Below are 20,140 nucleotides of genomic sequence, written 5' to 3'. Positions count from 1 at the left end.
CCGGCTCAGCCTGCCATGTCACGCTCCGTTCCGCTCTCCCCCATGCCGGTGGTGAGCGACTGTGTCGCCTCGGCGAGCAGGCCGAGCACCGCCCGCGCCACGGTCCGGGGCACCTCCAACTGGGCCACGTGCCCGACGCCGTCGAGCATCAGCAGCCGGCTGTCCGGGATGACCCGGGCCGCCTGCGGCGCCACCCGCACGTCGACCAGCCGATCCTGCCGCCCGCCCACCACGAGCGTGGGCGCCCGTACCGCCGCCGCCTGCCGCCAGAGCGCGCCCTCCCCCGGCAGGTACGAACGCAGGAAGCTGCCGACCAGGCCCCGGAACGTCCGCACGTACGCGGCGGCGTAGTGGGCCGCCTCGTACCGGACCCGGATCTCGTCGATCGCCTCCTGCCGGCGCTGATCGCTGATCCGGGTCAGGTCCGCCACGCACGCCTCCATCACCTGCTGCGCGGTCACCTCCGGGCTGAACTGGGCCAGCCGCCAGGCGGCCAGCCGTTCGCCCCGGGGGATCGCCAGCAACGGGAGCATCCGCCCCTGCAACGAGCGGCGGAAGTCCAGGAACGGCAGCGCGGGCGAGACCAGTGTGAGCGTGCGGACCAGGTCCGGGCGCAACGCCGCCACCCGCACCGAGATCGCGCCGCCGAGCGAGTTGCCGAACAGGTGCACCGGACCCCGGTCGCTGTGCTCGATCCAGCGGATCACCCGCTCGGCGAAGGACGGGATCGTGTAGCGCGGCCCCGGCTCGCTGCGCCCGAATCCGGGCAGGTCGATCGCCTGGCCGTCGAGCCGGTCCGCGAGCAGCCCGGCCAGGTCGGTCCAGTTCTGCGCCGACCCGCCGAGGCCGTGCACGTACAGCGCGGGCTCCGCGCCGGGACCGGTGGCCGGGGTGTCGCGGACGTGCACGAGCGTGCCGTCGAGGCGTACGTGCCGGCCGGGCCAGGGCGGCGGGACGTGGTGTGCGGGAAGGCTGTGCTCCGGCCACAGTGCGGCGCGCTTCATGCCTCCAGTCTTCCCCGCACACGCCGTACCGCACACCGGCTCAGGAGAGCAGCGCCTCCAGCCGCCGGTTCACCGCCGCGAGCGTGGCCCGCACGACCGCCTGCCGGGGATCCCCGGCCACCAGCGCCGAACCGGCCAGCTGCTCCACCCAGCCGTCGCAGACCAGCAGCACCACCACTGTGGCGACCTCGCAGTTGCCGAACGGCACCACGGCGGCGTGCTCCACGAAACACCGGCCCCGCTCGCCGGCCGGGACGACCCGGCCGAGCAGCTCGTCCACCGCGGCGGCCGCGGCCACCGCGCAGAGCCGCAACACGTACCCGTCGACAGCCGGGCCGGTCGCGTGCCCCTCGGCCGTCCGGTCGCCGGCGACCAGGCGCACCTCGGTGGTGGCGTCCAGGCCGAACGTGCTCACCAGGACGTGCTCGATCACCACCCGCGGCCCCGGCACGCCGCCGGTGTCCAGCGGTCGCGACGGCGCGGTCTCCGTCGTGGTCATCTGCCCACCGGAGTACGACGTACCGAGCGTGACCGGGCTGCCGGTGGACATGCCGGTCGGCGCGGAGGCCAGCGACGTCTCGTCGACAGCGGCCCGGCCCCGGTGGGTGGCCTGCCGGCGGCGGCGCGGCGGCTCGTCGCCGTCGCCGGGCGCCTCGGCCGGGCGCGTGGCGCGGTCCGCACCGAACCGCGCGTCGCCGGAACGGTTCGCGGCCGGACGTGCCACACCGGCACGCGCCGGCATCTCGTCGCCGCCCGTCTCCTCACCGTTACGGGCCTCGCCCGGCTCCGCCTGCGGGGCGCGGGCCTCGGCCGGTGCCGGCTGCGTCCCGGGTGCTCGTGTCTCGCCCGCGCGCGTCTCACCGGAGCGGTCCAGCCGGGCCGACCGGCGGCGCAGCGGGGCCGGGGGCGGTACGGCGGGCGCGCCGGGCAGGTTCTGTGGGGCGGCGGCCAGACCCATCCGCTCCTGGAGCAGCCGGGCCACCATGCGGCTGACCTCGGCCGGGTCCGCGCCGTCGGCCAGGTCGAGCCGGAGGCTGTGCGCGCCGGCCGGGGTACGGCGCAGCGCGGCGTCGCGTACGCCCGCCACCTCCCGGACCGCGTCGAGGATCGCGTTGACGTCGAAGCCCTCCGGCCGCTCCCGCAGTGGCGCGGGTTCGTCGTCGCGGCGCAGGTGGGTGGCGATGCGGGCGAGTTCGGGGGTCTCGGCGGACGGTTCCACTGCCGGTGGCTCCGGCACGACGGGCACGTCCGGTTCCGAGGGGACGCGCTGCGGCAGCACGGGGGACGGTTCCTCCGGTCGGGGCTCGGCGACCGCGTCGGCGGCCGGCACCGGTTCCGGTGCGGACCGGCGGGCCGCGTAGGGAGGGGCGCTCGTCGGGTGGGGCGCGGGTGCGGGGTCGAACCGTGGCGTACCGCTCGTGGCGGGAACGCCTGAGGTCGGCGGGGCGGCGGCAGCCGCCTCGGCGGGCGGCGCCGGGGCGTATCCACCGGCCGGGGCGGGCGGGGCGCCGGCTACCGGCGGCGCACCGGGGGCGGGCGGGGCACTCGTCGGCGGGGGGCCCGGGGGCGTGATCAGCGGCGCGACCGGCACCGGCGGCCCGGCCCAGGAGGGCCGCTCGTAGCCGTGCGGTGGTTCGGCGTCGCCCCGGGGCAGCCGGAACGGGCGGGTCGCCTCGGGCGCCGGCTCGGGCGCGGCCGGCGGCTCGTACCGGCGCGCCGGCTCCGGCCCGGCACCCGGCTCGTACGGCCGGGACGCCTCGGACTCGGCGGGCGGCGGGTACTGCCGCACCGCATCCGGTCCCGGGGCCGGCTCGGCGCGCAGCGGCTCGTACGGCCGTACCGGCTCGGGCCGGGGTGGCTCGTAGGCGGCGGGCGGCTCGACCCGGGCCGGCTCGTACGGCCGCACCGGCTCGGGCGCCCACTCGGCCGCGCGGTCCTCGCGGGCGCTGCGGTGGGCGGCGCTGTCGTCCTCCCACTCCCGCCGCTCGGCGACGGGCTCCTCGGCGCGGCGGGCCGGCGGCTCGTCGGGCCGGGCCCACGGCGGGGCCCAGCCGTCACCCCAGCTCGGGCGGTTCCAGGACGGCCCGGACCAGTCCGGTTCGGCGGCCCTCGGGTCGTCGGCCGCCGGAGTCTCGGCCGCGGCCCGCGGCTCGGCGCCGGCCGCCCGGCCCTCGGGCGGGTGGACCTCGCCCGGTGCGTGCTCCGGCCGGCTCACTGCCGGCGGCGGGGTGACCGGCCGGTCGGCCCAGCCGTGGGACAGCGACGGGGTGGATTCGGTGTTCGGCGCGTGAAAGCCCGGCGGCACCTCGAACCCGGAGGCGGCGGCGCCGACCGGCGGGACCTGGAGCGCCGGGGGCGCGGAGGTCGGCCCGCTCTCGGCCCAGCGCGGAGCCCGGGCGGCCGGGTCGTCCGCGGCGTGCCGGGAACCGGCGTGCTCCCCCGGGTCGGTCGGCTGCTCGATCGTCGGCGCCGGGCGCGGGGCCGGTACGGCCAGCCGTTCGCCGTCGGCAGGCCGGGGCGGCTCGTCCGCGGGCGGGGCACTGACCGGCGCCTGGCGGGTCACTGGCGACTCCTCCCCGGCGTGGTGCACGCCGTTGACGTGGCGGCCGTTGACGCGGCCCGGTTCCGGCGCGGAGTGGCCGGGCAGCGGGGCCGGCAGGTCGCCGTGCCGGGGCGAGGAGGCGGCCCAGCCGCCGAGGTCGCCGTAGGGCCAGCCGCCGGGCGCCGGAGCGCCGCGGGACCAGCCGTTCGGCGGGGGCGCCCAACCGCCGCCGGTACGGGCCGGGTCGTCCTGCTGGCCCGTCCCGTCGCCGTGCTCTCCCGGGGTGGCGGCTCCGGGTTGCCCTGTTTCACTCACCGCGCGCTCCTTGGTCGCCCCCGCTGAGGCTACCGTGTGGTGACAGTGGCGATAAGTTACAGCGGCGGGCCAATTCCGCGACGGGTTCACGAACCCGGACCGGTTCGGGTGATACGTGCCGGCTCGTACGCAGATACTCGGAGGATCCGATGACCGCAGTGGGGAACGGTGCACAGACCGCCGGTCGGCCCACCCGCCTGCCCCGCTCGGCGCGCCGTAAGCAGCTGCTCGCCGCCGCCCAGGAGGTGTTCGTCGCGCAGGGCTACCACGCCGCCGCGATGGACGACATCGCCGAGCGGGCCGGTGTCTCCAAGCCGGTGCTCTACCAACACTTCCCCGGGAAGATGGAGCTCTACCTCGCGCTGCTGGACACGCACTGTGACGCGATAGTGGCCAACGTGCAGGACGCGATGAGCGGCACCAACGACAACAAGGAGCGCGTCGGCGCCGCGGTGCGCGCGTACTTCGACTTCGTCGACCACGAGAGCGAGGCGTTCCGGCTGGTCTTCGAGTCGGACCTGCGCAACGACCCGGCGGTGCGGCAGCGGGTGGAGCGGGTCGAGCAGGGCTGCATCGCGGCCATCACCGACACGATCATCTCGGACACCGGGGTCAGCCGCTCGCACGCCGAACTGCTCGCCTCGGGCCTGGTCGGCGCCGCCGAGACGGCCGCCCAGTTCTGGCTCGCCGGCGGCCGCCAGGTGCCCAAGGCGGAGGCCGAGGCGCTGGTCGCGGCCCTGTCCTGGCGCGGCATCGCCAGCTTCCCGCTGCAAGGTGAGTCAGCCTGAACATCGGGCCGCCGGATCGGATAGCCTTCCCACGGTGGCTTTTTCGCCCCAGTTGAGGAGGCACAGTGGAGGTCAAGATCGGCGTGCAGTACGCGCCGCGGGAGCTGGTCCTGGAGAGCGCGCAGTCGCCGGCCGAGATCGAGCAGATCGTGACCGACGCCTTCGCCAAGAGCGAGGGCACCCTCTCCCTGACCGACGAGAAGGGCCGGCGCGTGATCGTGCCGGTCGGCAAGGTCGCCTACGTCGAGATCGCCGAGGCGTCGCCCCGCGCGGTCGGATTCACCGTTCGCTGATTCCCGCGGCACCGGCCGCCGTGGCGGGCCTCCCCGCCACGGCGGCTCAGTTGTTCAACCCGACCGACGTCATCCGCGCGGAGTGCGCCTCGGTCAGTCGGCGCAGCAGCCCCGGCACGTCCCCGCCGGTCCGCCCGATCAACGCGACGAGCGCGCCCCGGTCGGCGGCGGCCACCCGGCCCGCCTGGGAGAGCGCCTCACCGAGCAGCCGCCGCGCCCACATCGACAGCCGTCCGGCCGCCCGGGGATCGGCCTCGATCGCGGCCCGGATCTCGGCCGCGGCGAACTCGGCGTACCGGGAGTCGTGCAGCACGTCGAGCAGCAGCGTCCGGTCCGGCCCGTCCAGGCCGTCGGCGATCCCGCGCAGGAAGTCGTCGGTGATCGCGTCGCCCACGTACGCCTTCGTCACCGCCTCCGCCCAGTCCCGCGGCTCGGTCGAGTCGTGGTACGCCCGCAGCGCCTCGACGTAGGGGGCCATCGCCTCCTCCGGCGTGACGCCCCACGCGGCGAGCCGGTCGGTGAGCCACCTGTAGTGCGCGATCTCGGCGGCGGCCATCTCGCTGAGCGCGGCCCGGCGGCGCAGGTCGGGCGCGAGGCGCGCGTCGGCGGCGAGGCGGTCGAACGCGAGCAGTTCGCCGTAGGCGACGAGCCCGAGCAGGTCGGTGGCGGCGGGATCGGCGGCGGCAGGGTCGGTCGCGGCGGGGTCGGGGGCGGACACGAGCGCAGGCTACCGACGTTGCGCCTGTGACTCAAGTCACAGCGAACCGCCCCGCGTGCACGGCCACCACCTGGGAATCGGGACGACTCAGGGACCGTTCAGGTACGATGAGACAGTTGCCGTGGGCACCGAATCGGTCACTTGCTGATCAACGCCGGTCCCCGACGCGCGTGCGGCCCGGTCCGGCTCGGCGAAATCGCCCCTGACCGCGTGGCCCGCGCCACACCGATCGCGCCCTGAGGACCTGAGGGGCGCACCACGAGAGGGCACCCCCAAATCCATATGAGCGAGCAGATTTCCGGCCAGCCACTGGCCCCCACCGCTCCGGTCCCCCCGGAGGCACCCACGTTCGCCGCGCTCGGTGCGCGGCAGGAAACCGTCGAGGCGCTGGCCGCCGCCGGCATCACCCGCGCCTTCGCCATCCAGGAGTACGCGCTGCCGATCGCGCTGCGCGGCGTCGACCTGATCGGGCAGGCGCCGACCGGCACCGGCAAGACGCTCGGCTTCGGCATCCCGCTGCTGGAGCGCGTGTTCGCCCCGTCCGAGGGCAGCGACGGCGTCCCGCAGGCGCTCGTCGTCGTACCCACCCGTGAGCTGGGCATCCAGGTCGCCAAGGACCTCGACGCCGCCGGCCGTACCCGGGGCGTCCGGGTGCTGCCGATCTACGGCGGCGTGGCGTACGAGCCGCAGATCGAGGCGCTCCGCAAGGGCGTCGAGATCCTGGTCGGCACCCCCGGCCGCCTGCTGGACCTGCAGAAGCAGAAGCACCTGCGGCTCGACCGGGTCCGCGCGCTCGTCCTCGACGAGGCGGACCGCATGCTCGACCTGGGCTTCCTGGACGACGTCGAGAAGATCCTGGCGATGCTGCCGGAGGACCGGCAGACCATGCTGTTCTCGGCCACCATGCCGGACCCGATCGTCGCGCTGTCCCGGCGCTTCCTGCGCCGTCCGGTGACCATCCACGCCGGGCACACGGCCGAGACCGGTCCGTCGCCGCAGACCACGCAGCTCGCGTACCGCACGCACTCGCTGAACAAGGTCGAGATCGTGGCGCGCATCCTCCAGGCCGAGGGCCGCGGGCTGACCATGATCTTCACCCGCACCAAGCGGGCCGCCGACCGGGTCGCCGAGGATCTCGACTTCCGCGGCTTCGCCGTCGCCGCCGTGCACGGTGACCTCGGCCAGGGCGCGCGTGAGCGGGCGCTGCGGGCGTTCCGGGCCGGCAAGATCGACACGCTGGTCGCCACCGACGTGGCGGCCCGGGGCATCGACGTCACGGGCGTCACGCACGTGATCAACTACGACTGCCCGGAGGACCAGGACACCTACACCCACCGCATCGGCCGTACCGGCCGGGCCGGGGCCACGGGTGTCGCTGTGACGTTCGTCGACTGGGACGACATGCCCCGCTGGCGGATCATCGACAAGACGCTCGGGCTGGACATGCCCGAGCCGCCGGAGACGTACCACACCTCCGCGCACCTCTACACGGACCTGGCCATCCCGACGGACGTCAGCGGCACGCTGCCGACCGCCGAGCGCACCCGCGCCGGCCTGTCCGCCGAGGTCGAGGAAGACCTGGGCGGTGGCGGCCGGTCGCGTCGGGGCGCACGGCGCGGCGACAGCCGGGGCCGCGAGCGCGGCGACCGCGACCGCGGTCGTGGCCGGGGCGGCGAGGGCGGTTCGCCCGCCGGTTCGCCCGCCGCGCAGGCCGACGCCGGGGACGACGAGACCCCGCGTACGCCGCGTCGTCGGCGTCGCCGCCGGGCCGGCGAGACGGTGGCCGGTGAGCCGACCGCGGTGATCGGCACCGAGGGCGCGGCCGAGACCGCCGCCGCACCGCAGCAGGCCGCGGAGGGTGAGGCGGCGAGCAAGCCGCGTCGCCGTCGCCGTCGCCGCAGCGGCAGCACCGGCGCGCCCGCCGAGGCCACCAACGCCGACTGACGAACACCAACGGACACGGCCTCCCGGACCCCGGTCCCGGAGGCCGTCCCCATCCCCGGGCCCTCTCGCCCACTCGCCGACTCGCCGACTGCGACGATCATGAAGTTGACGGCGCGACACGCCGTGCTCACGGCCGCCAACTTCATGATCGCCGGGGCGAGGGCGAGGGCGGGAAGCAGGAAGGTAGGTACTGATGCCGGAAGCGTTGGACTCGGCGCTGGCCGAGGTGCGGGCGCTGCTGCTCGCGCCGGGGCTGACCCGCGCGGTCGCCGCCGGGCGCCGTCGTGGGCAGCGTCCCTCGGTGGTACGCGCGGAGCTGCGCCCGGTCACGCTGAAGGCCGGTCCGCGGTTGCAGATCGCCGTCTCCGACGGATCACGTCCGCACACCCGCAACGTGGCACCGGGTACGGAGGCCGGCGCGGCTGTCGACGAACTGCTCGCCGAGCCGTTCGGCAACTGGCACGTCGAGACCGCCGACGCCACGCTCCAACTCCGGGTCACCAAGTCCGGCGAGGCGCAGGTGCACCGCGCGGCGGCCAGCCGTCCGGCCCCGGAGCCGGGCGGGCACGACCGGGCGAAGGAGTGGCTGCTCGACCCCGGTGATCCCCTGTTCCGGGAGATCGGCGGCTCGGCGGCCAAGCGCCGCCAGGTCGACGCGTTCCTGCGCGCGCTCGCGGCCACGCTGCCCGACGACCTCACCGGCCCGCTGCGGGTGGTGGACCTGGGCTGCGGCAACGCGTACCTGACCTTCGCCGCCTACCGCTACCTCGTCCAGCGCGGCCTGGACGTGACGCTCGTCGGGGTGGACGTGCGCGAGGACCAGCGCCGCCGCAACACCGAGCTGGCCGAGCGGCTGGGCTGGGCCGACCGGGTGGGGTTCGTGGCCGGCACCATCGCCGAGGCGCCTGTCGAACCGGCGCCCGACCTGGTGCTGGCGCTGCACGCCTGCGACACCGCGACCGACGAGGCGCTGGCCCGGGCGGTGCGCTGGGGCGCCCGCTGGGTGCTGGCCGCGCCCTGCTGCCACCACGACCTGGCCGCCCAGCTCCGGAGCGGTCAGGCGCCCGCGCCGTACGAGCTGCTGACCCGGCAGGGCATCCTGCGGGAGCGGTTCGCCGACGTGCTCACCGACTCGCTGCGGGCCGCGCTGCTGCGCCTGCACGGCTACCGCGCCGAGGTGGTGGAGTTCGTCGACTCCCAGCACACGCCGCGCAACCTGCTCATCCGGGCACGGCGGACGGCAGGCGCGCCGACAGACGGGCAGCGCGCCGAGTATCGCGAGCTGGTCGGCCAGTGGGGTGTCACGCCCCGGCTGGAGACGCTGCTGGCCGAGGCGCGCTGAGCCGAGGCGGCGGGCCAGCCCTACCGCCCCCGGTCGCCCCGGTTGCGGTCGCCCCGGTCCAGCACCGACACCCGCTCACCACGGGTCGGACCTCGCTCGCCGTCGTGTGACGCGCTCCGGAACGGCACCACCTTCCCGGCATGCTCGGCGTTGCCGGCGGCGGCGAAGGCGTTCCACGAGATGTCCACGAGCAACCGCTTCACCTCGGCGTGCCGGACGGCCGCGTTGCGCTGCAATGCCATCCGCGCGCCGAGCACCACAGCGGCCAGTGTGGTGCAGATCGCGCCGGTCGCGGCGATCAGGTGTACGCCGGTCGCCTCGCCTCCGCGTACCGCCAGCACCAGCAGCCAGATCCAGAAGCCGAGCGCGAACACGGCGGCCTTGGCCACGAAGAAGAGGCTCACCGCGCCGGGGCGATGCGGTACGGGGCGGTCCGGCTCGGCCATTCTGTTCCTCCATCGACATCCAGGATTGCCTCAGCTTAGTTGACCGGCGGCAACTTTCCGTAGTCGGGCGGTCCCGCCAATGAGACCTCCGGACCGATCAGTCAGTTACTTCTCCGGCCCGGCGTACTAGGCTCGGTGCGCGAGCCGGGCCACCGGAGGAAGGGGACAGATCCACCAGGGATGGGTTCCGCAGACGTTTCGCCACAGATGGCCTTCGCGCGCTTCGTACGACGGGCCATCGACGCCGCGCGCGAGGAGCGCGGCTGGACGGTGACCGACCTCGCCACCCACACCGGCGTCGGCCGCTCCACTGTGTTCCGCTGGCTGGCCGGCGACTGGCAGGACTACCCCGAACTCGCGAAGGTCCGCGGCTTCTGCGCCGCCCTCGACCTGCCCGTGGCTGCGGCGTTCCGCGCGCTGGGCCTGCCCGACGCCGGGCCGGTGCCCCGCCGCCGGGGTGCCGAGGACGGCCCGGTGGAGGCCGACGTGCGCGTCATCCTGGATCGGCTCGCCGACCCGAACGTGCCCGCCGAGGAGAAGCACCACATCCGCGATCTGCTCCGCTACCTGGCCCGCCGCCCGGTCCGCCGGGCCGGCTGAGCGCCGGGCGGGCGACGAGGGCTCAGGCCACCGTCAGCGTGAACTCGGCGGTCCGCACCACGCCGCCGACCTGGAAGTCCAGGAACATCCGGTAGCTGCCCGGCCCCGGCGCGGTCAGCCAGAACGTCACGTCGTCGCCGTCGCGCACCGGCTCCGGGTGCACGTGCAGGTAGCCGAGGTCGCCCTCGCGCAGCGCCACCAGGTGCCCGTACGCCCCGAGGTACGGCTCCAGCGCCGCCGCCGTGCCGTCCGTCCCGGTGACCCGGAACCGCAGCGGCACCGACTTCCCCACCTCCGGCGTGCCCGCGTACCCGACGGTGAACCCGTCGACGATGGCCGACGTCGCGGCGGCGGGCAGCGGCCGGGGCCGGTACGCGCCGGACGCGGTCAGGTCGGCGCCGAGCACCACGGCGACCTGGCGGCCGTCGTCGGCCACCGCGGTGAAGTCCGCGTACATCCGCCAGGGGCCCGCCTCAGGTGCCGTGATCGGCACCGACCAGGTGCCGTCGGCGGCCATCGTCGGGTGCAGGTGCCGGTAACCGCCGAGGTCACGCCGGACCATGATCACGTGCATCGGTTTGTCGTGCACGACGGCGAACCGGGTGACCGCCCGGCGCTGGTCGTCGCGGATCTGGAAGCGCAGCTCACCGGCGCGGCCCGCGACCAGCTCGGTCGACGGCACCAGCGTGTAGCCGGCCGAGGTGATCGACAGTCCGGTCGCGCCGTCGCCGCCGCCCTGGGTGACTGTTGCGCCGTCGTGCGTGTGCGCGCCGGTGCCGGGTGAGTGGGCGTGCGCGCCGCCGTCGGCGCCGCCCGTGGCGACCCCGCCGGCCGTCGTGCCGGCGGGCCGGGCCGGGTCGGCCGGCGCGTTCATCCGCCCGAGGCCGAAGCCGAGCAGGACGGCGAGCACCAGGCCGCCCACCACCAGGGCCAGCCGCAACGTCTCCCGGTCAACAGCGACGGGCCCGGCCGCCCCGGCCGAACCACTCGCGCCGTCCCCGGCCAGCGCCGCGTCCCCGGGCAGAGCCGCGTCCGCAGACCGTCCCGCGCCCTCGGACGGAACAGCGTCCCCGGCCAGAGCCGCATCCCCGGGCTGCGCCGCGGGAGCGCCGGAACCGGCCTCGGAGTCGTCGGGGACGACGCCGGTGCCGGACGTGACGGACGACGACTCAGGCACCGCCGCCGACCAGCTCGTAACCCGCCTCGTCCACAGCGGCACGCACGGACTCGACGGACAGCGGCGCCACGCTGGTGACAGTGGCGGTGCCGCTCGTCAGATCGATCCGGACCTCGTCGACACCGGGCAGCGCGGACAGCTCCTCGGTCACCGCCTTGACGCAGTGTCCGCAGGTCATCCCGGTCACGGTGTACGTCTGGACGACGGGTCGCTGCTCGGTCATGACCCCACGGTACCGCCGCCCGGGTGCGGGCCCGACGACGGTCCGCCGACGGTGGTGACGCTCGCATTCCGCCCGGCCCGGGAACTTTCCGCGCAGCCCGGGAACTGCCGCGCCGACCGGCGGCACGCGACGCCGGGACTCCCGTCAGGCAGGCCGAGGGACGGGTCAGCCGGCCACCGCGAGCGCCAGCGGCAGCACGTCCGGCGCACCGGCCCGGCGCAGCAGCCGCGCCACCGTGCCCATCGTCCAGCCCGAGTCGACCAGGTCGTCCACCAGCAGCACCGGGCCGTCCAGCCCCGCCAGCGCACCGGCCAGCTCGTCCGGCAGGCGGAAGGCGTCGTGCAGCGCGCGTACCCGCTGGGCGCTGTTGCCGCGCGGCCCGCCGCCGCCAGGCCCGGCCGGGACGACCTGGCCGAGCAGCGGCAGCCGGCCCACGGCGGCGATCCGCTCGGCCAGCGAGCCGACCAGCAGCGGTCGCGTCCGGGAGCCGACCGCGACCACACCCTCCGGCCGCCGGGGCCACGGGTCGTCGCCGTGCGCCCACGCCTTCAGCACCTCGACCACAGCGGCCACCACGTCGTCGGGCACCGGGCCGTCCGGCGCCTCCGGCCCGACCAGCCCGCGCAGCCGCCCACCCCACCCCAGGTCGGACAGGCGGCCCACGGCCCGGCCGGGCAGCGCCTGCTCCGCCGGGGGGATGCGGCCCTTCAGGGGTACGCCGACCGACTCCAACCCGGTCGGCCAGAGCTTCTTCGGGGGGATCGGCACGCCGGGCCGCCCGAGGAACGTCTGCGCGGCGGTCAGCGCCTGGTCGGAGACAGCGGCGTCGAACAACGGGCCGGCGCAGTTGTCGCACCGCCCGCAGTCCTGCGCCCCCGTGTCGTCCAGCCCTTCCCGCAGGTAGCGCATCCGGCAGCCGGACGTCGAGGCGTACTCCCGCATGGCCCGCTGCTCGGCGGCGCGCGCGTCGCCGACGCGCCGCAACCGGGCCTCGTCGTAGACCCAGGGCTCACCGGTGGCGAGCCAGCCACCGCGCACCCGGCGGACCGCGCCGTCCACGTCGAGCACCTTGAGCATCAGCTCCAGCCGGGCCCGGCGCAGGTCGACCACCGGTTCGAGGGCCTGGGTGGAGATCGGCCGTTCGGTGTCCAGCGCGGCGAGCACGGCGCGCACCTGCTCCTCGGGCGGGAAGGCGAGCGAGGCGAAGTACCGCCAGATCGCCGCGTCCTCCACGCCGGGCAGCAGCAGCACCTCGGCGTGCTCGACGGCCCGGCCGGCGCGGCCGACCTGCTGGTAGTAGGCGATCGGCGAGGGCGGCGCGCCCAGGTGCACGACGAAGCCCAGGTCGGGCTTGTCGAAGCCCATGCCGAGCGCGCTGGTGGCGACCAGCGCCTTGATCTTGTTGTCCAGCAGGTCCTGCTCGGCGGCCCGCCGGTCGGCATCCTCGGCCTGACCGGTGTAGGAGGCGACCGACCAGCCCCGGCCGCGCAGGAAGTCGGCCGTCTCGGTGGCCGCCGCGACGGTGAGCGTGTAGACGATCCCCGAGCCGGGGAGCCGGTCCAGGTGGTCGGCCAGCCAGGCCAGGCGGTGGGCCGGGCTCGGCAGATCGAGTACGCCGAGGCGCAGCGACTCGCGGTCCAGGGTGCCCCGCAGCACCAGGGCGTCACCGAGCTGCTCGGCCACGTCCTGGGTGACCCGGGCGTTGGCGGTGGCGGTGGTGGCGAGCACCGGCGTGCGCTCGGGCAGGTTGGCCAGGAACGTGCGCAGCCGCCGGTAGTCGGGCCGGAAGTCGTGCCCCCAGTCGGAGACGCAGTGCGCCTCGTCCACCACGAGCAGCCCGGTGGTGGCGGCGAGCTTCGGCAGCACGCCGTCGCGGAAGTCCGGGTTGTTCAGGCGTTCCGGGCTGATCAGCAGTACGTCGACGGCGCCGGCGTGGATCTCGGCGGTGATCTCGTCCCACTCGTCCAGGTTCGCCGAGTTGATGGTGCGTGCCCGGATGCCGGCGCGGGCGGCGGACTCGACCTGGTTGCGCATCAGCGCGAGCAGCGGCGAGACGATCACGGTCGGCCCGTGCTGATTCCCCTCACGCAGCAGCGCGGTCGCCACGAAGTAGACGGCCGACTTGCCCCAGCCGGTGCGCTGCACGCAGAGCACCCGCCGCCGGTCGACCACGAGCGCCTCGATGGCCCGCCACTGGTCCTCGCGCAGCCGGGCGTGGTCACCCGCCAGCCGCCGCAGCACCGCCTCGGCACGCTCCCGGACGGCCATCCGATCCTGGCTCATCCGGCATTTCTACCAGGGGCCACCGACGTCACCGGCGGACCGGGCGGCGACGTGGGCGGCGGTACGGGTGTCGGTGCGGGCGGCAGGAAGATCAGCAGCTCGCGCAACGAGTCCGTCGCCGCCGCCGGCAGCAGGCACCGCGAGGCCAGCTCCTCCATCGACGTGTACGGGCCGCGCATCCGCCGGTCGACCACCACATGCTGCGCCTGCGACCGGGCCAGTCCCGGCAGCTCGCTGATCACGTGGTCCGGCACCGAGTTGACGTCCACCAGTCCGCCGTCGTCGTACGCCCGGGGCAGGTCGGGGCGGCCGATGCGCAGGTCCTCCCGCGCCGACGGGTACTGGTAGAGCAGGTAGCGGGCGTACTCCCGGCGCAGCCGGTTGCGGTCAGCGTACGGCCGGCCACGCCAGAGCCCGCGCAGCCAGGCGAGCAGCCGGCCGTTGAGCAGCACCACGTGCGGGACGCCCGAGATCCAGGTGGTCAGCCAGATCAGGATCATGGCGCCCTCGGGTCCGCTGACCTCCTCCGTCTCGCTGCCGCCGACGACCACCACGAATGTCACGGCGACGGTCAGGTAGCAGACCGCGGCGAGGATGCTGCCCCAGCCCCGCCGCCAGATCCCGTATAGCAGCACCACCAGCCAGGTGAGCATGCCGAACGAGAGCAGGGCGATGAACGCGCCGCCCACAGTCGCGACGACGCTCAACCACCCGGGCACTCCGGCCGGACGCCGGGACGGCGGCACGGCACCGAACAGCGGCGCGACAGGGGGCGCGACCCAGGCCGGCAGGCCGGTCGGCGACTCACCCGGGCCGGCCGGTGGCGGCGGGAACGGGCTGCCCGGCTGCGCCGAGACGGTGAACTGCACCGGAACGGTGAGTTGAGCCGAGACCGTGGGTTGGGCCGGAGCTGTGGGCTGGGCCGGAGCGGCGGGCTGGGGCGGCGCCGTGAGCGGAAGCGGGCTCTCGGCCGGGCTGGTGGGCAGCAGCCGGGCCGGTGCCTCGGCGGGGGCCGGAAACGGCTCCGGGCCGCCGACCGCCCACCTGTCGCCGGGTCCGGCCGGACGACGCGGCGCCTGCGCGAGGAGATCCGGGTCGGCGCGCAGAATGCGCCGGTGCAGATCCTGGAGCGGCTCCCCCGGCTCGATGCCGTACTCGTCCCGGAGCAGCCCGGCGTAGTCACGGTAGGCGGCCAGCGCCTCGGCCTGCCGTCCGCTGCGGTGCAGCGCCAGCATGAGCTGGTGACGCAGCCGTTCCCGGACCGGGAAATCGGCGACCAGCTCGACCAGCCGGCCGACCAGCTCGCCGTGCCGGCCGTCGGCCAGCTCCAGTTCGGCACGCGTCTCCAGCGCGACCGCCCGCATCTCCACGAGGCGGTGCCGGGCCGTCTCGAAGTACGCGCCGCCGAACCCGGTGAACGGCTCCCCCTGCCACAGCTCCAGCGCGGCGCTCACCTCGGTCAGCGCCTCCGCCGTACGCCCGGCCGCCTGTGCCGCCCGCGCACGCCGCACGTCGCGCTCGAAGCGCGCCACGTCCACCGCCTCGGGCGGCACGCGCAGCAGGTAGCCCGCGTCGGTGAGGGTGAGCACCCGGGCCGGCGTACGCGGCGACCGGTCGGGTTCCAGCATCCGGCGCAGACCGGCCACGTGCTTCTGCACCACATTGAGGCCGTTCACCGGCGCCTCGTCCGGCCAGACCGCCTCGACGATCTGCCCGGTCGGCACGGGACGGCCCGCGGCGAGCAGCAGCACGGCCAGCACGGCCCGCTGCTTGGCCGGGCCGAGATCGAGTGGTCGGCCGGCGTACCAGGCCCGCTGCGGGCCGAGGAGTTCGAAGCGCAGCGCCTCTGACATGCGAGTTTCCGCCCCCGTACCGACTGCCCCCGCCCACCGTGGCCGACGGCAGTCGGACGGCAGCATAACGGCAGCGGGAACGCCGTGACGGCTGGCGATACTTCCCCGGCAACAATCACCTGGGAAAGCGAGTCGAACACCATGACGCAGCGAATCGGTTCCGCCGCGAGCCTCCGGCGGATCGCGGCTCTCGCGACGGCCGTGCTGGCCACCACCGTCCTGTCCGCGGGGTGCGGAACCGGCGACGCCTCCGAGGGCACCGGAGCGGCGCCCAGCCCGTCGGCCGACCCGAAGGCCGCGCTGCTGGCCGCCGTGCCGGACGAGAAGGACCCGGCCTTCCGGTTCTCCACCATCGAGGGCGCGGAGAAGTTCGACGGGGTGGTCGACCCGGCGGCGCAGGGCCTCGAGTTGTCCATGTCGGAGAAGATCAAGGACCCGGAGTTCACCATGGCGATGACCTTCCGGGTGATCGAGGAGGACATCTGGGTCCGGGTCAAGCTCACCGGCATCCCCGGTCTGCACGACATCATGAAGCTGCCGAAGCGCTGGATGCTCCTGGACCGCACCAAGCTCGACGACGCCTCCGACGTGCCGGTCTACCAGAACGCCGACCCGGCCAACACGGCCGCGGTGATCCGGACCGCGGAGACGGTCGAGGACCGGGGCAACGGCACGTACGGCGGGTTCGCCGACCTGACCGCGAACGCCGACATCCGCGAGAACTTCAGCACCGTGGACGTGGACGCGCTCGGTGACGCGGCGAAGAAGGTGCCGTTCACGGCTGTGGTCGGAGCGGACGGGAACCTCACGTCGCTGACCCTGGACGTGCCGGCCGCAGGCAAGAAGAAGGCGATGAAGCTGGTCGCCAAGTACTACGACTTCGGCAAGGCGCCGAAGCTCAGCGCACCGACCGGCGCGCAGGTGCAGAAGGCGCCGGCGTCGGCGTACGAGATGCTCAACGGCTGACCACGACGGACGTGCGAGGGGCGGTGGCCACACGGGGGGCCGCCGCCCCATCCGCGTGTCAGCGGCCGAGCACGTCGCCCCGGTCGATCATGAAGTTGGCGCGGCCGGACACGGCATGTCGTGCCGTCAACTTCATGATCGCCGGGGCGGGGCGGGGGTCAGCGGGGGTCAGCGGGAGCGGCGGAGGGCGGTCAGGAGGGGGGTTACGCGGGAGCGCAGGCTGGCCAGGCCGCCGGGGAAGAAGTAGACGGCCAGGATGAACACAGTGCCCAGGACGAACAAGGGCTGGCTCAGCGGGTGGCTGAGGAACGCGGGCAGGCTGTTCACCGCCTCGCTGCTGCCGAACGCGGTGAGCCGGTGGTCGAGGTACATGTAGAGGACGCCGCCCAGCACCGGCCCCCACCGCGTGCCGGGGCCGCCGAGCACCACCATGACCAGCAGCGACAGCGTCAGCTCCGACGAGGTGATGTGCGGGCTGGCACCGCCGACGATCAGCACGTAGACCACACCGCCGGCCGACGCGAGACCGCCGGCGAGCGTGAACGCGACGAGCTTGAACCGGTACGGGTCGAGCCCCAGCACCCCGATCCGCCGCTCGTCGTCGCGCAGCCCGGCGAGCACCCGCCCGGTCGGCGAGGCGCTGACCCGGTGCACCACGAGGACCACGATGGCCAGGTACGCCAGCGCCAGCCAGTACAGGTTCACCGTGTTGGTGACGCCCACCAGCGCCGACGGCAGCCCGGAGACGTCCAGCGGCAAACCCTCCTCGCCGCCGGTGAGACCGCCGAAGTCGCGGGCCACCAGGATCGCCCCGACCTGCGCGAACGCCAGCGTCACCATGGCGAACGCGATGCCCACCGTGCGCAGGGCCACCGCGCCGAGCAGCGCGGCGAGCGTCGTCCCGCCGATCACCGTCAGCACGGCGGCCTGCCACAGCGGCAGCCCGGCCTTGGTGACCAGGATGTCGGTGCCGTACACCCCGGCGGCGAAGTAGAGGGCGTGCCCGAAGGAGAGCATGCCGGTACGCCCGAACAGCAGGTCGTACCCGGCCGCGAGCCCGCCGAAGACCAGGCAGATGGCGAGCAGTTGCAGCGTGCCCGGCGAGTTCAGCGGCCCCTCGAAGATCCCCGGCAGGTGCAGCGTGGAATACGGCAGGACCGCCGCCACCACGAGCGCGACCAGCGGCAGGTACGGGCGCAGTCCGTGCCAGCGGGCGCGGCCCGGGCTCAGCTCGTCCGGCACCGCCGCCGGGGGTGCCGGCGCCTCGGCGCTCTTGACCTCGGTCATGCGTGAGCCACCTTTCCGGCCAGGCCCTGCGGACGCAGCAGCAGCACCACGGCGAGCAGACCGACCACGCACAGGTCGCCCAGCCCGGACGTGCCGTAGTAGTTGACGAACTGTTGCAGCAGCCCCACCGCGACCGCCGCGTACGCGGACCCGACCACCGAGCCCATCCCGCCGATCACCACCACGATGAAGGCGAAGATCAGCAGCGAGCCGCCCTGCCCCGGCGAGACGGTGCCGAAGTAGACGCCGCCGAGCGCGCCCGCAAGCGCGGCGGCGGCCCCGCCGATCGCGAAGACCAGCGTGAACGCCTTGCGCACGTCGATGCCGAGCGCGGTGACCATCTCCCGGTTCTCCACGCCGGCCCGGATGATCAGGCCGTACCGGGTCCAGCGCAGGAACGCCAGCAGCGCCCCGAGCACCACAGCGGCGGCGACGATCAGCAGCAGCCCGGCGTTCGGCACCTGGGCGCCGAGCACCGATGTGACGCCCCGGCTCCAGTCCGGACGCGGGAACGGCCGCGGGTCCGCACCCCAGGTGGCCTGGAGCAGCGCCACCCCGGCGAGCGACAGGCCGACGGTGACCAGCACCTGCTCGATGGTGCGGGAGTACAGCGGCCGGATCAGCACCAGCTCCACGAGCACCGCGACGAGCGAACCGGCCAGCACGCCGAAGACGACAGCCAGCACGAAGCCGAACCCGTCCGGCCCGGCGCCGGGCAGGTTGCCCGCCGCCCACCAGGTCGCGTACGCGCCCACGCCGAGGAACAGTCCATGCGCGAAGTTGAGCACGTCGGCGAGGCCGAAGACGAGGGACAGGCCGGAGGCCACGAGGAAGTACAGCGCCGCCAGGCCCAGCCCGGTCAGCGTCAGCAGAACCACTGTGTTCACGAGTGCACCTCCGCCGACCCCACACCGAGCAACGACTTCGTCAGCGCGGTCTCCAGCAGCAGTTCCTGGGCGTCGCCGGTCCAGGCGACCTTCCCGGCGGAGAGCACCACCGCGTCGGTCGCCAGCCGCCGTACCACCGCCAGGTTCTGCTCGACCAGCAGCACCGGCACCGATTCCGCCACCCGTTCCAGCACCTCGGCCACCTCGGTCACCACCTTCGGCGCCAGCCCTTTCGTCGGCTCGTCGACCAGCAGCAGCCGGTTGTCGTTCAGCAGCACCCGGCCGATCGCGAGCATCTGCTGCTGCCCGCCGGACAGCGAGCCGGCCCGTTGCCGTCCGCGCCGCTCCAGCTCGGGGAAGAGCGAGAAGACCTTGTCGTACGCGGGCGTGACGCCCCGCCGTTCGGCGAGCCGCAGGTTCTCCGCGACGGTGAGCGCGGCGAAGACGCAACGGTCCTCCGGCACGTAGCCGAGGCCGTCGCGGACCAGCCGGTGGGTGGGGCGCGCGAGCAGGCTGCGCGCCCCCATGCGTACGCTGCCGCGCACCTCGCCGCCGCGCGGCGTCAGCCCGACGATCGCGCGCAACGTGGTGGTCTTGCCGACGCCGTTGCGTCCGAGCAGCACCGTCACGCCGGTCGGCGCGACCTCGAACGACACGCCCTGGAGGATGTGCAGCCCGGCGATCCGCACGGACAGGTCCGCCACGGACAGGACAGGTTCGGTCATTTAGAGCGCCTCCCCCAGGTACGCCTCCTGCACGGTGGCGTTCGCCATCACCGTGTCCGGGGTGTCGCACGCCAGCAGCGCGCCGTGGTGCATCACGGCGATCCGGTCGGCCAGTTCCAGGATCACGTCCATGTGGTGTTCCACCATGAGCACCGCCCGGCCACTGTCGCCGGTCAACGACTTGATCACGCTGACCAGCTCGGGCACGTCCTCGGCGCTCACCCCGGCCATCGGCTCGTCCAGCAGCATCACGCGGGGTTCACCGGCGAGCAGCAGCGCGATCTCCAGCTTGCGCTTCTCGCCGTGGGCCAGGGTGCCGGCGAGCGCCGTACCCCTGTGGTGCAGGCCGACCCGGTCGAGCGCCGCGTCGGCGGCGGCGGCCACCTCCCGGTCGGCCGCCGCCCGCCGCCACAGCTTCATCGAGCCACCCCGGTGTGCCTGTACGGCGAGCCGGACGTTCTCCCGCACGCTCAGCGAGCCGAAGACCGAGGACGCCTGGAAGGTACGCCCCAGTCCGAGCCGGGCACGCCGGTGCGGCGGAAGCGCGGTGATGTCCGCGCCGTCCAGCAGGACCGTGCCCTCGGTGGGCCGGCGCAGGCCGGTGATCAGGTTGAACAGGGAGGTCTTGCCGGCGCCGTTGGGCCCGATCACGCCGAGGAACTCCCCCGGCGCCAGATCGAGGTAGACGGAGTCGACGATGGCGACCTCACCGATCCGCCAGGTCAGACCGCGGGTGGCGAGCACGGG

Annotated in this window: 18 protein-coding genes; 6 read left to right on the top strand and 12 right to left on the bottom strand. The window is 74.7% G+C overall.

Going from position 1 to position 20,140, the window contains the following annotated elements:
- Positions 1–5: 5 nt before the first annotated feature.
- Together FHX31_RS00975 and FHX31_RS00970 are read right to left on the bottom strand one after the other, a co-directional pair.
- The gene (locus FHX31_RS00975; protein ID WP_013288689.1) at positions 6–1,004 is read right to left on the bottom strand and encodes an alpha/beta fold hydrolase; all 999 of its coding nucleotides are present in this window, start codon (positions 1,002–1,004) and stop codon (positions 6–8) included.
- Positions 1,005–1,044: 40 nt separating this feature from the next.
- A complete protein-coding gene (locus tag FHX31_RS00970) occupies positions 1,045–3,861 on the bottom strand; it encodes a hypothetical protein (protein ID WP_184974611.1) in 2,817 nt (938 codons plus the stop codon).
- Positions 3,862–4,010: 149 nt separating this feature from the next.
- On the opposite strand from FHX31_RS00970, the gene FHX31_RS00965 reads away from it, so the two are divergent.
- On the top strand, positions 4,011–4,649 hold the full coding sequence (locus tag FHX31_RS00965; protein ID WP_013288691.1) for a TetR/AcrR family transcriptional regulator: 639 nt from the start codon (positions 4,011–4,013) through the stop codon (positions 4,647–4,649).
- 65 nt (positions 4,650–4,714) lie between these two features.
- A complete protein-coding gene (locus FHX31_RS00960; protein WP_013288692.1) occupies positions 4,715–4,942 on the top strand; it encodes a DUF3107 domain-containing protein in 228 nt (75 codons plus the stop codon).
- 46 nt (positions 4,943–4,988) lie between these two features.
- Here FHX31_RS00960 and FHX31_RS00955 read toward each other — a convergent pair whose 3' ends face one another.
- On the bottom strand, positions 4,989–5,660 hold the full coding sequence (locus tag FHX31_RS00955; protein WP_091330760.1) for a ferritin-like fold-containing protein: 672 nt from the start codon (positions 5,658–5,660) through the stop codon (positions 4,989–4,991).
- Between the two features lie 282 nt (positions 5,661–5,942).
- On the opposite strand from FHX31_RS00955, the gene FHX31_RS00950 reads away from it, so the two are divergent.
- Positions 5,943–7,604: a DEAD/DEAH box helicase gene (locus tag FHX31_RS00950; protein WP_114918867.1), complete on the top strand. Its 1,662-nt coding sequence runs from the start codon at positions 5,943–5,945 to the stop codon at positions 7,602–7,604.
- A gap of 193 nt (positions 7,605–7,797) precedes the next feature.
- Positions 7,798–8,946 (top strand): class I SAM-dependent methyltransferase, encoded by a 1,149-nt coding sequence (locus FHX31_RS00945; RefSeq protein WP_091330758.1) that lies wholly within the window; start codon positions 7,798–7,800, stop codon positions 8,944–8,946.
- A gap of 20 nt (positions 8,947–8,966) precedes the next feature.
- Here FHX31_RS00945 and FHX31_RS00940 read toward each other — a convergent pair whose 3' ends face one another.
- Entirely contained in the window at positions 8,967–9,392 is a 426-nt protein-coding gene (locus tag FHX31_RS00940; protein ID WP_013288696.1) for a hypothetical protein, read from the bottom strand.
- A gap of 180 nt (positions 9,393–9,572) precedes the next feature.
- Here FHX31_RS00940 and FHX31_RS00935 point away from each other — a divergent pair, with 180 nt between their 5' ends.
- Positions 9,573–9,992 carry a helix-turn-helix domain-containing protein gene (locus FHX31_RS00935; RefSeq protein ID WP_026268433.1) on the top strand — a complete coding sequence of 140 codons (420 nt, stop codon included), beginning with the start codon at positions 9,573–9,575 and terminating at the stop codon, positions 9,990–9,992.
- 22 nt (positions 9,993–10,014) lie between these two features.
- On the opposite strand, the gene FHX31_RS00930 is transcribed toward FHX31_RS00935, so the two are convergent.
- The 4 genes from FHX31_RS00930 to FHX31_RS00915 all read right to left on the bottom strand — a co-directional run bounded on the left by FHX31_RS00930 (position 10,015) and on the right by FHX31_RS00915 (position 15,528).
- Positions 10,015–11,169, bottom strand: a complete 1,155-nt coding sequence (locus FHX31_RS00930) for a hypothetical protein (RefSeq protein ID WP_013475192.1) — start codon at positions 11,167–11,169, stop codon at positions 10,015–10,017.
- Entirely contained in the window at positions 11,162–11,392 is a 231-nt protein-coding gene (locus FHX31_RS00925) for a heavy-metal-associated domain-containing protein (protein WP_013475191.1), read from the bottom strand. The genes FHX31_RS00930 and FHX31_RS00925 overlap by 8 nt, the downstream gene beginning before the upstream one ends.
- 165 nt (positions 11,393–11,557) lie before the next feature.
- Complete coding sequence (locus tag FHX31_RS00920) at positions 11,558–13,675, bottom strand: RecQ family ATP-dependent DNA helicase (RefSeq protein ID WP_184974608.1); 2,118 nt, start codon at positions 13,673–13,675, stop codon at positions 11,558–11,560.
- A complete protein-coding gene (locus tag FHX31_RS00915; protein ID WP_184974603.1) occupies positions 13,672–15,528 on the bottom strand; it encodes an AfsR/SARP family transcriptional regulator in 1,857 nt (618 codons plus the stop codon). The genes FHX31_RS00920 and FHX31_RS00915 overlap by 4 nt, the downstream gene beginning before the upstream one ends.
- A 141-nt stretch (positions 15,529–15,669) precedes the next feature.
- Between FHX31_RS00915 and FHX31_RS00910 the strand changes: the two genes are divergently transcribed.
- A complete protein-coding gene (locus FHX31_RS00910) occupies positions 15,670–16,494 on the top strand; it encodes a hypothetical protein (RefSeq protein ID WP_184974600.1) in 825 nt (274 codons plus the stop codon).
- Between the two features lie 168 nt (positions 16,495–16,662).
- Here the strand turns inward: FHX31_RS00910 and FHX31_RS00905 are convergent, their stop codons facing one another.
- Genes FHX31_RS00905 through FHX31_RS00890 form a run of 4 tightly spaced genes read right to left on the bottom strand, consistent with a single transcriptional unit; the run spans position 16,663 to position 20,137 of the window.
- Positions 16,663–17,781, bottom strand: a complete 1,119-nt coding sequence (locus FHX31_RS00905; RefSeq protein WP_184974597.1) for a branched-chain amino acid ABC transporter permease — start codon at positions 17,779–17,781, stop codon at positions 16,663–16,665.
- Positions 17,778–18,668 (bottom strand): branched-chain amino acid ABC transporter permease, encoded by an 891-nt coding sequence (locus tag FHX31_RS00900; RefSeq protein WP_013288704.1) that lies wholly within the window; start codon positions 18,666–18,668, stop codon positions 17,778–17,780. Before FHX31_RS00900 ends, FHX31_RS00905 begins: the two co-directional genes overlap by 4 nt.
- The gene (locus FHX31_RS00895) at positions 18,665–19,393 is read right to left on the bottom strand and encodes an ABC transporter ATP-binding protein (protein WP_013288705.1); all 729 of its coding nucleotides are present in this window, start codon (positions 19,391–19,393) and stop codon (positions 18,665–18,667) included. The genes FHX31_RS00900 and FHX31_RS00895 overlap by 4 nt, the downstream gene beginning before the upstream one ends.
- Positions 19,394–20,137 (bottom strand): ABC transporter ATP-binding protein, encoded by a 744-nt coding sequence (locus tag FHX31_RS00890; RefSeq protein ID WP_013288706.1) that lies wholly within the window; start codon positions 20,135–20,137, stop codon positions 19,394–19,396.
- Positions 20,138–20,140 lie beyond the last annotated feature (3 nt).

Source organism: Micromonospora sp. CNZ286, assembly GCF_014207755.1.
Note: the sequence above shows the minus strand (reverse complement) of the source record. Positions and strands in the feature narration are given on the sequence as shown.

What these genes read in the sequence shown, in the direction of transcription:
- FHX31_RS00915 (WP_184974603.1), bottom strand. Translation starts at nt 15,528, where the DNA reads ATGTCAGAGGCGCTGCGCTTCGAACTCCTCGGCCCGCAGCGGGCCTGG.
- FHX31_RS00920 (WP_184974608.1), bottom strand. Translation starts at nt 13,675, where the DNA reads ATGAGCCAGGATCGGATGGCCGTCCGGGAGCGTGCCGAGGCGGTGCTG.
- FHX31_RS00895 (WP_013288705.1), bottom strand. Translation starts at nt 19,393, where the DNA reads ATGACCGAACCTGTCCTGTCCGTGGCGGACCTGTCCGTGCGGATCGCC.
- FHX31_RS00925 (WP_013475191.1), bottom strand. Translation starts at nt 11,392, where the DNA reads ATGACCGAGCAGCGACCCGTCGTCCAGACGTACACCGTGACCGGGATG.
- FHX31_RS00940 (WP_013288696.1), bottom strand. Translation starts at nt 9,392, where the DNA reads ATGGCCGAGCCGGACCGCCCCGTACCGCATCGCCCCGGCGCGGTGAGC.
- FHX31_RS00975 (WP_013288689.1), bottom strand. Translation starts at nt 1,004, where the DNA reads ATGAAGCGCGCCGCACTGTGGCCGGAGCACAGCCTTCCCGCACACCAC.
- FHX31_RS00935 (WP_026268433.1), top strand. Translation starts at nt 9,573, where the DNA reads ATGGGTTCCGCAGACGTTTCGCCACAGATGGCCTTCGCGCGCTTCGTA.
- FHX31_RS00950 (WP_114918867.1), top strand. Translation starts at nt 5,943, where the DNA reads ATGAGCGAGCAGATTTCCGGCCAGCCACTGGCCCCCACCGCTCCGGTC.
- FHX31_RS00965 (WP_013288691.1), top strand. Translation starts at nt 4,011, where the DNA reads ATGACCGCAGTGGGGAACGGTGCACAGACCGCCGGTCGGCCCACCCGC.
- FHX31_RS00945 (WP_091330758.1), top strand. Translation starts at nt 7,798, where the DNA reads ATGCCGGAAGCGTTGGACTCGGCGCTGGCCGAGGTGCGGGCGCTGCTG.
- FHX31_RS00910 (WP_184974600.1), top strand. Translation starts at nt 15,670, where the DNA reads ATGACGCAGCGAATCGGTTCCGCCGCGAGCCTCCGGCGGATCGCGGCT.
- FHX31_RS00905 (WP_184974597.1), bottom strand. Translation starts at nt 17,781, where the DNA reads ATGACCGAGGTCAAGAGCGCCGAGGCGCCGGCACCCCCGGCGGCGGTG.